The organism is Aerococcus sp. NPDC058936, assembly GCF_042741995.1.
Classification (GTDB): domain Bacteria; phylum Bacillota; class Bacilli; order Lactobacillales; family Aerococcaceae; genus Aerococcus.
Genome location: NZ_JBHYKZ010000003.1, coordinates 228,538 through 241,798, shown reverse-complemented (window position 1 = coordinate 241,798; position 13,261 = coordinate 228,538). Strand labels below are relative to the sequence as shown.

Sequence of the window (13,261 nt, the reverse complement as noted above, 5' to 3'; positions counted from 1 at the left end):
TGCGTTTCCGTTCCTTTCGCATTCATTCAAAATAGTTTGGACTATTTTTCGCAATATTATGCTTGTCATGTCGTTTATTCTTTACCATTGTACCAAAAAAGCCCCTATATTGTTTAAAGAATTCTATTATCAAATAAAATACTTTTGCCGAGTATAGCTTTCTATTAACTATAATGGACTTTTCGCTGGTTTTCCTGGCTTACGTGGATATTTATTTGGTGTTTCTTTTGGTTTTTCAATCCGTAGAATATGACGTTCGCCTGCTTCAGCTGGTAGGTCAAATTGAATATCCTCAACAAACTTACCACCTAAAATAGCAATGGCATGTTTGGCTTCTTCGATTTCATCATCTGATTTTTGTGCTTTCATAGCTAGAAATTGGCCGTCCTTTTTCACTAGAGGCAAACAAAATTCTGCTAGCAAGTTAAGACGGGCCACTGCTCTAGCTGTTGCAAAGTCGAATTGGCCGCGGAATTGTGGGTTTTGACCAAAGGTTTCAGCGCGATCGTGGTAGGCATGCACACCTTCTAAACCAAGTTCATTCACCACTTCATTGATAAAGTTGATGCGTTTATTCAATGAATCAACGATGGTGATATCTAAGTTTGGCAAGGCAATTTTCAGTGGGATACTTGGGAAACCAGCTCCTGAACCCACATCTACCAAGCGATATTCCTGGTCAGCCATCTCTACATGCATGGCTACAGTCAGCGAATCATAGAAATGCTTCAAATACACTTCTTCTAATGCCGTAATCGCTGTTAAATTAATTTTTTCATTCCATTCAACTAATAACTCGAAATAACGGTTAAATTGTGCCATTTGTTGGTCATTTAGTTGGATCCCAGCTTCAGCAAGGCTACTTTTAAATTGTTCTGGATTCATAATCGTCTACTTTCTATATTGAATTCTGAGGCCATATTAAATACTTGGTAAAATGCTTTCCCATTCTTGCATTTCAGTTATATGGAAAATAACACGTTCTAGCATATGAATACGCCTTTTCCGTTCAATTCCCAATGTTTTCTCAATCAAATTATAGCATAGCCCGCTTTTTAAAAGAAGATAAGGTCCTTGAAGAACACAAATTATAATAGACCCGAAATGATGCCCATCACAGACCATTTGACTGTAAATATGATGCACTATTGATGATAAATCATAAAAAGCTATCCCTATTTTCTGGGATAGCTTTTTTAATGTACTTACTGGTTAAACGCGTGCTACATGCCCGCCTTGTAAGTAAACCATAATAATGGATACATCTGCTGGGTTTACCCCTGATACACGACTGGCTTGTGCCAAAGTACGTGGGCCGATTTCTTTCAATCGTTGACGCGCTTCGGTGGCTAAGCTGTCGATGGCATCCCAATCGATGTCAGCTGGAATTTCTTTTTGCTCTAAACGATGTAATTTTTCTACTTTACGTTGTTCTTTCACAATATAGCCAGCATATTTGATTTGGATTTCAACTTGTTCTAATACTTGACGTGATAAATCCTTGTCGCTTGGGGCGAATTTAAGGATATCATCAATTTTAAGCTCTGGACGACGTAGTAAGTCACTCGCCATAATCCCATCTTTTAAAGCTGCAGAATTTTTCTCTGCAAGGTAGTCTTGTAATTCTTGAGTTGGTTTCAAGCGAACATTGGCTAAACGGTCTAACTCTTCAGCAACCTCTGATTGGTTTGATTTATATAAGTTGTATTGTTCTTCAGATACTAAACCAAATTCATAACCTTTTTCAGTTAAACGAGTATCAGCGTTGTCATGACGTAATAATAAACGGTATTCAGCGCGTGATGTTAATAATCGATACGGTTCAGTTGTCCCTTTTGTGACTAAGTCATCGATCATTACCCCAATATAGCCTTGGTCACGGCCAATAACAAATGGTTCTTCGCCGCGGATTTTTAGGACGGCATTGATTCCTGCGTATAAACCTTGACCAGCAGCTTCTTCATAACCAGAAGTACCATTTGTTTGACCTGCTGTAAATAAGTTGGCCACTTGTTTTGTCTCTAAGTTTACTTTCAATTGGTTTGGTTTCACCACATCGTACTCAATGGCATAGCCGTTACGCATGATACGTGCGTTTTCCAAGCCTTTAATTGAATGAATCATGTCATTTTGAACGTCTTCTGGTAGTGAAGTTGAAAGTCCTTGGACATAGATCTCTTCGTTGTCTAACCCTTCAGGTTCAAGGAAGATTTGGTGTTTTGGTTTATCTGCAAAACGCACAATCTTATCTTCAATTGACGGGCAGTAACGGGCACCTACACCCTCAACGATACCTGTAAACATCGGGGCACGGTGTAAGTTTTCACGAATTGTTTCATGGGTTGCTTCATTGGTATAGGTCAAGAAACATGGGACTTGGTCTACTAATGGTAAGTAATCCGCGTCTTTAGACATGAATGAAAAATGATTCGGTGCATCATCACCCGGTTGGATTTCCGTTGCATCATAGTTGATCGTACGTTTGTCCACGCGTGGCGGTGTACCCGTTTTAAAGCGAGCAATATCGAAACCATATTTTTCCGCCATATTCCCAGTCAATTTCTCAGCCGGTTGCGAGTTGTTTGGGCCTGAAGAATATTTTAATTCCCCAATAATAATTTCACCCCGGGCTGCCGTACCTGTTGTCAAAATAACAGCATCTGCACGATAAATAGCACCTGTGTTGGTGATAATTCCTTTGACCGTATCATCTTCAATAATCAAGTCGTCAACTAAACCTTGACGTAGGGTTAAGTGGTCTTGGTTTTCGATAGTTCTACGCATTTCTTTAGCGTATTCGTCTTTATCTGCTTGCGCACGTAAGGCACGGACTGCTGGTCCCTTACCTGTATTCAGCATACGCATTTGGATATAGGTTTTATCAATATTGCGGCCCATTTCACCTCCAAGGGCGTCGATTTCTCTTACAACTACCCCTTTAGCTGGTCCCCCAATTGACGGGTTACATGGCATAAAGGCCACCATATCAATATTAATCGTGATTAACATGGTTTCAGCGCCCATACGCGCTGCAGCTAAGGCTGCTTCACTACCTGCATGCCCAGCACCAACTACAATGACATCATATTTGCCTGCTTCGTAAGTTTGCATCATTTCATCCTTTCTACGCTTCTTTTATTTACCTAAACAGAATTGACTGAATAATTGTGTTAATAATTCATCCGGCGCATTTTCACCAATAATTTCACCTAAAATTTCCCAAGCACGGGTAAAGTCGATTTGAATCAAGTCAACTGGCATGCCCATATCAATCCCGTTTTTCACTTCATCTAATGATTGACTAGCTTTTTGTAAAAGGTCTATATGACGGGCGTTAGAAACATATGTCGCGTCTTTTTCTCCTGATTGACCAGAGAAGAAGTAGTCTGCAATTTTCTCCTCTAAAGCGTCAATACCTTCTTGAGTCATCATAGACGTGGCAATGATTTCGTCCTCTTCAACCCACTCTGACAAGGATTCTTTTAAAAGTTGGTTTGGTAAATCAATTTTATTCATGATAATAATTCGCTTATGGTCTTGGGTTAAGGCTAAAAGCTCTCGGTCACCAGCTGTTAAGGTTTCAGATTGGTTGAGCAATAATAACACCAATTCTGCTTCCGTTAAAGCCTTCTTCGACCGTTCCACACCAATACGCTCCACCACATCTTCTGTGTCACGAATACCCGCTGTATCCACTAATTTCAAGGGTACTCCGCGGATATTGATGTATTCTTCAACCGTGTCACGAGTTGTCCCCTCGATATCCGTTACAATGGCCTTTTCTTCTCTTAATAAGGCATTTAGTAAGGATGATTTCCCCACATTTGGACGACCCACAATGGCAGTTGATATCCCGTCACGCAATATTTTCCCTTGTTTAGCGGTTGATAATAAGCCATCGATTCGGTCCTTGATAATAGTTGTCTTCTCACCCAATAATTTAAGGGTCATTTCTTCCACATCATCGTATTCCGGATAGTCAATATTTACTTCAACTTGCGCCAAGGTATTTAAAATGTCTTGACGTAAATTTTCGATTAAATTGGATAATTTTCCGTCCAACTGCTTTACAGCCAAATCCATTGACCGATCCGTCTTGGCACGGATTAAATCCATCACAGCTTCTGCTTGGGTTAAGTCAATACGGCCGTTGATAAAGGCACGTTTGGTAAATTCACCGGGTTCTGCTAGGGTAGCCCCTTCCCGCAAAACGAGTTCCAGCACGCGATTTGTCGCCACAATCCCACCATGAGTATTAATCTCAACAATATCTTCACGGGTAAATGTTTTTGGTTCCCGCATAACAGACACCATCACTTCGTCAATTTCTTGACCATCTTTTGGATCCACAATATGGCCATAGTGAATGGTATGACTATCTTGCGTACTCAGTTTTTTCTGACCTAATTTATAAACCTTATCTGCAATCGCTAGTGCGTCATCACCTGAAAGACGGACAATTCCAATCGCACCTTCGCCCGGCGCCGATGAAATAGCCGCAATTGTATCAAAACCACGAGTAATCATGAATATGTTCCTTTCTATCTAAATTTATCTACTATTGTTTATATTTGTGCAAATAAAAAAGCGCCCAATCTACCCCTCCCATGGCCTGGTCGGACTAGAAAGACACTTTGACTGTCAAACTACTTTTTTATACATTCGGTATTATACGCAATCTCCATTTAAAAGTAAACAATAAAGTCTTCATTGAAGCATAATATTTAAAGGCACAAATAAGGGGTATGGCAGTCGTGTCATACCCCTTAGCGTTATATGTTTTACTCTTCAATCATACTGGCGTTCATGACCGATTCGGGAATTTCAAATACTGGATTGGCTTCATTCAACCCTACTAGTCCGTCGATTTCAATAGGATCGCCATCGATACGCGGTTCAATATAGTCTGCATTATAGTAGCTCTTCAAACTAGCCATGATACTATTGAGCTTTTGCATACCCCATTCGTCATCCGCCAAAGCTGTAATAGCAGACGAAAAGTCGACATAAAGCGTCTTTTCAAATGTTTCTTCATTTGTTTCAGTTGTTAAGCTTTGAATTGCTGCATCCGCTGGTAATAATTGCGGACGGCTGTCATTTTCGCTTTGGAATAGACTTGTAAAAGCTGCAGTCATATCATCATTGGTTGTGATATTGACTGACTCGTTAGCTTGTGTGTATTCATCTTTAGCTACTGGATAGTAGACTGAAACTGGTTCGGCCCAACCTTCAGTACTCAATTCAGCCAAATCTTGGACTACAGTATACGGGGCATCCGGGTCTGTTGATTCACTTGAGGCATAAACTAAACCAACGCCGGCTGCATAATATTCTTTATTCACAAAATCACCCGTATCTTCAGTCACTTCAATCGTGTCATATAGACCATTTTGAGTCGACATAGGGACACCAATCGCAGTGATTTCCCTAGTAGTACCAAGGCCTGTTTCCCAAGAATGACCTAATGCTATAGGCGCTTCAAGTAAGGTCTCTGTATTTTCTGGATCAATTAAGGCTGCCGCATCTATCTTCTCATGCGCATAGAATTCCGGCTGAGTATAGACCACACGCACCGCATCTTCAGTTACTTCTACCAGCTCTAAAACAGATGTCCCGCCATTGTTCGTCCGCATATATATCGTATCGTCCTCAATATAATCATAGGTTCTACTAAAACCAGCATACTCATTCCCAGTACCCGCAAATTCACCGGCATAACCAGTTGTCAGTGGAAAATAATCAGCCACTGTTAAGGCTGGCGCTTCTTCTGAGGATGAACTTTCACTTGCTTCATCATCTGTGTCATCTTCTACCGCTGAACTCGACGGACTGGATTGTGAGTCTTCTGATGCATCATCATTGACACGATGACCAGCACTTGAGGATACTTGTTCAGTTGAGGAAGCCTCACTTTCATCATAAATATCTTCTGCGTTATTAAGCCAAGAACATGAACCTAACAGTAATGACGTACTCAAGAGTAAAAACCATGTTGCTTTCTGTTTCATTTTTGACACCTCCCAGAATCAATCATGAATATTTTTATCACTTTTATTGTATCTGTTTTCGTAATATAGTTAAAGCGATAAGGTAAAACTTAGGCCAGTATTAAAGATTTCAAGCAATTGAATCGCAAAAAGAAAAACCCCCAGCACACAGCCAGGGGTAAAATCTTATTTTTTATTATCATTAGAATTGGTCAATATTGTTGTTGTTTTGACCAGATTCTTCTTCAATTTTTTTATCTAATTTTTCTAATTGTTTTTTCGCGAAGTCGCGTCCACCTAATCCAAATGATAAGGCAAAGGCAACTGATAGACCACCAATGATGAATAGGAAGGCCATATTCACAATATTGTTCGCAAAGTTCAATTGATCTAATGCCATAAATACTGAGAAGACTACGAATACGCCTTTAATGATTTCGCCAACCCATTTACTTTGAGTTGCTTTATTCACTAAGTCGCCAACGAAACGGCCACCAAATATACCAAGACCTAAGATAATTAAGGCAATTAATACGTTCGGTAGGTAAGCAATGATTGCTGCACCGACAGTGTTTAAGATTGCTAAGTTTAATACGTTTAAGGCTTCAACTGTGAAGAATAAACCAATGACTACTGCAACTACTTGACCAATGATTTCTGAAACATTGATGTTTTTAGTTGCTGCACCAGTTTCACGGTTGAACAAGTTGTTTAAACCAGTACCTTCAAGTAAGTTTTGTACTAAGTCACCAATGACTTTAGCAATTGCAAATCCAACACCTAATAAGATTACCGCTACTAAGATATTTGGAATTGCAGCAGCAATACTATTTAACACACCGATGATTGGTGTCGCAATTGAAGAAATACCTAATGTTTCAAGGGCTACAACTGCAATTGGAATGAAGACAACAATGTAAGCTACATAAGAAAGTACGTTAGCAATTGTATCTGCTGTTTGACCATCTGCTGTTTTGTTACCAGTAAATTTAGCTACATATTTGTCGATGTTGACTGTTTTAACTAGTGAGTAAACTAATTGTTTCACTAAACGCGCTACCACTACCGCCACAATCATAATGATGATTGCGCCAACGATTGATGGTAAGAAAGCTAAAGCATTTGATGTCATATCACGAATTGGTGTCGCGATAGAAGTTAAACCAAATGTATCGAAGATGCCAGGTAAGAATAGCACCCAAACGATATAGTATAGAATTTGCGCGATAGTATCAATCGTTGTTTCCGCTTGATCCTCAGTCTCTGCAACATTCCATTTCACGAAGCGACTAGGTAAACCTACTGCTCGTAAACCTTTTGAAACTGCCTTTTTAACTAATACTGCCACGATCCACGCAACAAGAATTAATAAAATACCACCAATGACGGCTGGTATGCTAGCAGCTAAGCTAGCCCATAAACCTGCTAAATCCATTTTTTCCATCTCCTTTTGTTTATCTAAAATTTATTTGGAAAACTTCAAAAATAAAGAATTCCTTAAGGCTACTTCTAGTTTACTATATTTATAAGTGATATTCACGCGATATACTTTGGGTTATTTTATAACCTTTAGCATAATGGGGTTTTGCGTTTTTTATTTATATATAAAATACATTATAAATACATTTTTAGACATTTTTGTATTTTATCTCCTTAAAAAATGATTATTTCAGCCAAAAAACTAAATAAAAAAGAGCTAACTTACCCCTAAAGTTAAGTTAACTCCTTATGCGTTCATTTATTTTTCTATATTAGGCTGCTTCAACGCTATCCAACAAAGTCATAATTTCTGCTTCATCTTCAGCATTTACCAATTTCACCACGTTATCAAGGGTTGAACAGAAAATAGCAATCTTAGACAGTAATTCCAGGTGTTCATTGTTAACCCCGGCAATCCCGAAGACAACCATGGCCATCTTTTCTTCATTGGCGTCGTCAGAAAAATCTACCCCAAACGGGATTTGTAGAACCGAAATACCTGTTGAATGGATGCTTGTTTTGGCCTCATCCGTACCATGAGGGATAGCAATGAAATTACCCATGTAAGTTGTTACCTCATTCTCGCGGTCGAGCATAGCTTCCACATAAGAGGAATCAACATGCCCGTTATCGACTAGCAATTGCCCTGCTGCCCTTATTGCTGCTTCCTTCGTTTGAAAATCTTGCTTTAATTTTACCATGTTTTGATTGATTTCCATTTAATCATCGTCCTTTCCTGACTCCTGTACTGCTTCAACAAATAGTCTACTCAGTAAATTTCTTAAAGTTTCTTCATTCCCAGTATTATATAAATCGGTATTGATATTATTTTCGATAATAGATTGACTAATCCAGCCCAAAACAGTTTTAACATTGGCATCTAGTGGCGCTGGTGCCAACAATAATAGGATTCGTTTCAGTAAGATCATCTGCCGGTCCATTCCTTCAACATAAAAGGGACTCGACAGGTTGTAGACCTTAAACACCGGTATTTTCACATCTTCGTGCACACTATGGAAGAGGGACATATTGGTCTTTGGAATACCAATTGGTGTGGTCTTGTAGCGTTTAATAATCGCCTGTGACACCAAAGCATCATCTGACACAGCAAGTGGTTTCAGCGATTGTATTACTGCCTCAACAGTCGCGTCCACATGCTCTTTGCTGTTAATGTCTTTTACCTCAAACTGCTTTACCAAATCATCCGCAATCAAGATGGAATCTCGCATCTCTTCAAAGGTCAATTTATAATGATCATCCCCAAACTGGTTGGTCAAAGGGTTCTTATGACCTAATTTGTAGGTTTCGATAAAGTCTTTTAACAAGTCAATATCCTTGTCAGCTAGTACCGGTGATATCAATTGGTATTCAACTGGGAAATTTTTAAGCGGTGCTGTCGACAAAATCATACTATATGACCCGACATCTAATTGGTCTATTTTAGATAATTGTGTGATATCCACTTGAAAAATGGCATGGAACTGCTTTTCTAGCCGCTCTTTGATAATTTTCCCAGTCCCACCATAATTGGAGACAATTACCAGTAACCGTGGTTGATAGTTTAATGAAGGTCCTGCTTCGTAAGATGCTGCAAAATGCATCAATATATAAGCCGCTTCTTCGTGTGAAATATCGGTTGAAAAAACTGCTTTAAAACTTTCTTCTACTTTGCCATACAAGTCTTTGTATTGGTTGACAACCGGTTCTAAACTAGTGTCTTTGAAACTCGTGATGGGGTCATTTTCAATCCGCTTCAAGGCGGCCCGAATGTGAGAAATTAACCCCTTGTACAAACGCTTGTCCTGTCTAAAATCGTTACTCGTTTTTTCAGAAACAAGTCGGATAAACTTCTGTACCTTATAGGATAATTGGGTATCAAAGTTGATATTGAAGATCGATTCTTTATTCTTAAAATTGATGCCTTCCAATTGGTTCACTAATAAATTACGCTCATTGATTGGAATGTTGATTTTCAATTGATTAGCAATATGACCCGTAATTTGATAAGCCAAGTGGATGATATCGCTTGGGACATTGGACTCAATACTGACAATATCGCCTATGGAAAAGCCTGCCTGCATCCGGTCAAGAGCGTAAGCCAATTGAATCAAAACAGGTCGAATTTGATTGTCATTCATCTTCTTACCTGCATTTAGGTCACTCTGATGAAAACTTTCTACCACTGCTTTCAAACTGGTATCGGAAATAAAAGTGAGGAAGAAGGGTTTATCGATGGCAGCGCCAATTTCAGATAAATCGGATAGATAAGTTGCGCTATCAGCCGGAGATAGATTGTTGAAAATGGTTGTCGCCACAATATTTCGGTTGTTGATTTCATCCACATCCAAGGTAAATCCTTGCGCTGGTAACCGGTTTACCCGATTAGCCCCCAATCTTTCTTCAATCGCATCTATATCTTGGTAGATAGTATTTAAACTGACAGCAAATTGTTGGCTTAAAACTTCTGCCGTCACCGGCGCTTCATTGACTAATAAGGTTGTAATAATACCATCTTGGCGTTCATCTTTGGAGAAAACATACTGATTTCGAGCAGTATTTTCTTCCCTTAATATATTTAAAGTTTCCGCATGCCCAACAAGTTTATAGCCCTTGTTCCGTTCGTTGATAATCTCAACATTTAAAGTTTTGAGTGATGCTTCTAAATTCGTAATTTCCCGGTAGACTGTTCGTCGACTCACTTGCAGTAAACTTTGAAAAGAAGAGATGGGGATTTCAGTATGACTATATAACAACTGGTCTAATATGATGGCTTCCCGCTGTGAAAGATACATTTGGCACCCGCCCCTTCCTTTTGTTTAATTCCTATCTGTTTTCTATTCGTTTCCCGTGTTACACACTTGTTTCTTATTTATTTACTAATGATTTTTCCGATATTTCCAATTCCTTATGATTCAATCAGCTGGTCGTAAGCACTGGCTTCTAGTAAATTTTCAATAACCAAGCCATTTAAATCTGGATATAAGTCCTGTAAGGCTTGGACGATCGCTTGGCTTCCGATAACTAAGGTAGCGTCGGTTTTGTTGATATGGTCTAAATCTTCAACTGCCACACCCTTGACCGTCACATCATGGATATTGGCCTTCTTCAATTTGTTTCGTAAAATAGACGCCGCCATGGTGGTTTTACCTACCTTATCTTCAAATGGTAAATAGATATTATCAATATTTTGAATAGTGATATTTGTTGTTTGGCTTGATGCCGTATTGTCTATTTCTTTAATCTCAATTGGTTGCGCAATCATGGCTCCTAAAATCTCATCATAGCGGTCACCGTCTAAGAAATTGTCTACTGAGACGTGCATACCGGATGGATTTTGCCGGCGTGCTCGAGGGGTTAATTCATTCTGCGAAATAACTAATGTACCGGCTTCATCCTTTAAGTTGTTGATGGCAGAATTTGAAATAGGGATATTCAGATTGATTTGTTTAGCCTTTTTCCGTAATAAAGAGGCCCCCATGGCGCTTGAACCCATGCCTGCGTCACAAGCGAAGATGATTTTATTGACGTTTTCTGCTTTTGGAACGTCGGCCACATTTTCAGCTACTGGTGTATGGCTTGTCGTTTGCCCTTTAGCAGCAAATTTCTCTGCTTGAACGGCATCTTTAGAAGCTTCAAAATCCTTACCTTCTGAACGGTCAAATTTGAGGATAGCAACCCCAATGGCAAAGGATACCAAGAAAGCGCCGAACATACCTAATAAGATACCAAATAAATCGCCCGGTGGTGTCATAGCAACCACTGAAATAATTGATCCCGGTGACGCAGGTCCCACAAGTCCCACATCAAATAATTGGAAAATGGCAGTACCTGTTACCCCACCACCAATCACCGCTAATACCATCAAGGGTTTCATTAACACATAAGGGAAGTACATCTCGTGAATACCACCAAAGAATTGGATAATAAAGGCACCTGGCGCGGAAGATTTAGCTGACCCACTACCAAATAGCATATAAGCGAATAACATACCGCCACCAACACCTGGGTTAATAGATACTAAATACAGAATAGACTTGCCAGCTTCTTGTGCTTGTTGGGCACCTAACGGGGTAAATATACCGTGATTGACAGCATTATTCAAAAAGATCACCTTGGCAGGTTCTGTAATGACATTGGCAAGTGGTAAGAAACCATCTGAAATAATTGCTTCAATACCAATAGAAGCAATATCTGTGATGGCCCCAATCGTTGGTCCAACAAAGTAGTAGCCAAGTACCGCTAAAATAAAACCCAGGATACCAGAAGAGAAGTTATTGACTAACATTTCAAAACCTTGCGGAATCTTATCTGCAAATTTATTGTCAAATTGCTTTAACAACCAACCAGCAAACGGGCCCATCAGCATGGCACCTAGAAACATAGGGATTTCTGAACCAACCACAACACCCATGGTCCCGATCGCCCCAATAACTGCCCCGCGCTGGCCGTGAACTAAACTACCACCACTATATGCAATCAATAAAGGTAGTAAATAATTTTTCATTGGGTCAATCATTTGCGCCAATTCTTCATTCGGTAGCCAACCAGTGGCTAGAAATAAGGCTGTAATAATTCCCCAGGCAATAAAAGCTCCAATATTTGGCATAATCATACTACTCAGATAAGAACCAAATTTTTGAATCCTAGTTTTCATAGAAATTTTCGTATTTGTCCCTGCATCTGATACTGTACTTGTACTCATTTCTGACATTGAAATTCCTCCTCAAAACTTTTAAATTACTCCCATCATAAATCTCAAAATCCCTTTCTTCAAACTTTTGAAAGCGCTATATTTGTCGTTATCAAATGTGCCAAACTTGAAATGAAGGGGAGATTTTTCCGTGCTAAGATTTAGGTGACTTTAGAAAAAGGAGTGGGAATATATGAAAATTGGTATTATTGGACTTGGAAAAATGGGTGCTAACTTAGCCTTAAATGGCCTTGACCATGGTTGGGACATCATTGGTTACGATGCCTCAGCCCGGGCTAGAGAATTAGCAACAAAGCAGGGGATTCCAACAGTCCCTAGTCAGGAGGCCTTACTAGAAGCACTGGACCAAGAAAAAATCATCTTACTATCAACACCCGCTGGTCACATTACCAATCAGATTCTTCAAGACTTAGGATCAACATTGCAGGCAGGTGATATTGTGATTGATTCTGGCAATTCAAAATACAAAGACAGCTTATTGATGGGGCAAATCCTATTAGATAAGGGGATTTACTTGTTAGATTGTGGGACTTCTGGCGGGATTGATGGGGCTAGAAATGGGGTCAATTTGATGATTGGTGGCGATCCGACAGCCTTTAAAGTTGTTGAACCCTTCTTTAGTGATATTGCTTGTACAGACGGTTATTTATACACTGGTCCCCTTGGGTCAGGTCACTATTTGAAAATGATCCATAACGGGATTGAATATGGTATGATGCAGGCCATTGGTGAAGGTTTTAGCGTCCTAGAAGCCTCAAATTATGACTTTGATTTTGCAGCTGTTGCTAAACTGTGGAACAACGGGTCTGTCGTTCGATCTTGGTTGATGGCACTTTTAGAGGAAAGTTTCAATGACGACAGTCAGTTAGATCATATCGTAGGCAAAATAGATTCCAGCGGCGAAGCCAAATACACGGTTGAAGAAGCGTTATCACTAGATGTACCCGTTCCAATTATCGCCCAATCCCTATTTGTTCGAAATGACAGTCAATTACCAGACAGTTTTTCAAACAAAGTCGTCTCCGCATTGCGTTCTGGCTTTGGTGGTCACCCGATTCAACGAAAATAAGTCAAAATGTCTCAA

General features: G+C 39.6%; 9 protein-coding genes. 1 reads left to right on the top strand and 8 read right to left on the bottom strand.

The features are described from left to right. Positions 1-168 precede the first annotated feature (168 nt). The 8 genes from rsmG to ACFW0C_RS03950 form a co-directional block, all read right to left on the bottom strand. Positions 169-885, bottom strand: coding sequence for a 16S rRNA (guanine(527)-N(7))-methyltransferase RsmG (rsmG, locus tag ACFW0C_RS03985; RefSeq protein ID WP_326132616.1), 717 nt, complete (start codon positions 883-885; stop codon positions 169-171). A 327-nt stretch (positions 886-1,212) separates the two neighbouring features. Then, complete coding sequence (gene mnmG, locus ACFW0C_RS03980; protein WP_378105599.1) at positions 1,213-3,111, bottom strand: tRNA uridine-5-carboxymethylaminomethyl(34) synthesis enzyme MnmG; 1,899 nt, start codon at positions 3,109-3,111, stop codon at positions 1,213-1,215. Positions 3,112-3,135: 24 nt separating this feature from the next. Beyond that, on the bottom strand, positions 3,136-4,527 hold the full coding sequence (gene mnmE, locus ACFW0C_RS03975; RefSeq protein WP_378105557.1) for a tRNA uridine-5-carboxymethylaminomethyl(34) synthesis GTPase MnmE: 1,392 nt from the start codon (positions 4,525-4,527) through the stop codon (positions 3,136-3,138). Positions 4,528-4,781: 254 nt separating this feature from the next. Then, positions 4,782-6,008: a GerMN domain-containing protein gene (locus ACFW0C_RS03970; RefSeq protein WP_378105555.1), complete on the bottom strand. Its 1,227-nt coding sequence runs from the start codon at positions 6,006-6,008 to the stop codon at positions 4,782-4,784. A gap of 181 nt (positions 6,009-6,189) precedes the next feature. Continuing rightward, complete coding sequence (locus ACFW0C_RS03965) at positions 6,190-7,422, bottom strand: mechanosensitive ion channel (RefSeq protein WP_378105553.1); 1,233 nt, start codon at positions 7,420-7,422, stop codon at positions 6,190-6,192. A gap of 316 nt (positions 7,423-7,738) precedes the next feature. Beyond that, a complete protein-coding gene (locus ACFW0C_RS03960; protein WP_378105551.1) occupies positions 7,739-8,185 on the bottom strand; it encodes a PTS sugar transporter subunit IIA in 447 nt (148 codons plus the stop codon). Next, the gene (locus ACFW0C_RS03955; RefSeq protein WP_378105550.1) at positions 8,186-10,258 is read right to left on the bottom strand and encodes a BglG family transcription antiterminator; all 2,073 of its coding nucleotides are present in this window, start codon (positions 10,256-10,258) and stop codon (positions 8,186-8,188) included. It lies immediately after the preceding gene. 113 nt (positions 10,259-10,371) lie between these two features. Then, positions 10,372-12,177, bottom strand: coding sequence for a PTS mannitol transporter subunit IICBA (locus ACFW0C_RS03950; RefSeq protein WP_378105548.1), 1,806 nt, complete (start codon positions 12,175-12,177; stop codon positions 10,372-10,374). A gap of 172 nt (positions 12,178-12,349) precedes the next feature. On the opposite strand from ACFW0C_RS03950, the gene gnd reads away from it, so the two are divergent. Then, positions 12,350-13,246: a phosphogluconate dehydrogenase (NAD(+)-dependent, decarboxylating) gene (gene gnd / locus ACFW0C_RS03945; RefSeq protein WP_378105547.1), complete on the top strand. Its 897-nt coding sequence runs from the start codon at positions 12,350-12,352 to the stop codon at positions 13,244-13,246. Positions 13,247-13,261 lie beyond the last annotated feature (15 nt).

Excerpts from the sequence above, each read along its gene's own strand:
- rsmG (WP_326132616.1), bottom strand. The coding sequence starts at position 885 with ATGAATCCAGAACAATTTAAAAGTAGCCTTGCTGAAGCTGGGATCCAA.
- mnmG (WP_378105599.1), bottom strand. The coding sequence starts at position 3,111 with ATGCAAACTTACGAAGCAGGCAAATATGATGTCATTGTAGTTGGTGCT.
- mnmE (WP_378105557.1), bottom strand. The coding sequence starts at position 4,527 with ATGATTACTCGTGGTTTTGATACAATTGCGGCTATTTCATCGGCGCCG.
- ACFW0C_RS03970 (WP_378105555.1), bottom strand. The coding sequence starts at position 6,008 with ATGAAACAGAAAGCAACATGGTTTTTACTCTTGAGTACGTCATTACTG.
- ACFW0C_RS03965 (WP_378105553.1), bottom strand. The coding sequence starts at position 7,422 with ATGGATTTAGCAGGTTTATGGGCTAGCTTAGCTGCTAGCATACCAGCC.
- ACFW0C_RS03960 (WP_378105551.1), bottom strand. The coding sequence starts at position 8,185 with ATGGAAATCAATCAAAACATGGTAAAATTAAAGCAAGATTTTCAAACG.
- ACFW0C_RS03955 (WP_378105550.1), bottom strand. The coding sequence starts at position 10,258 with ATGTATCTTTCACAGCGGGAAGCCATCATATTAGACCAGTTGTTATAT.
- ACFW0C_RS03950 (WP_378105548.1), bottom strand. The coding sequence starts at position 12,177 with ATGTCAGAAATGAGTACAAGTACAGTATCAGATGCAGGGACAAATACG.
- gnd (WP_378105547.1), top strand. The coding sequence starts at position 12,350 with ATGAAAATTGGTATTATTGGACTTGGAAAAATGGGTGCTAACTTAGCC.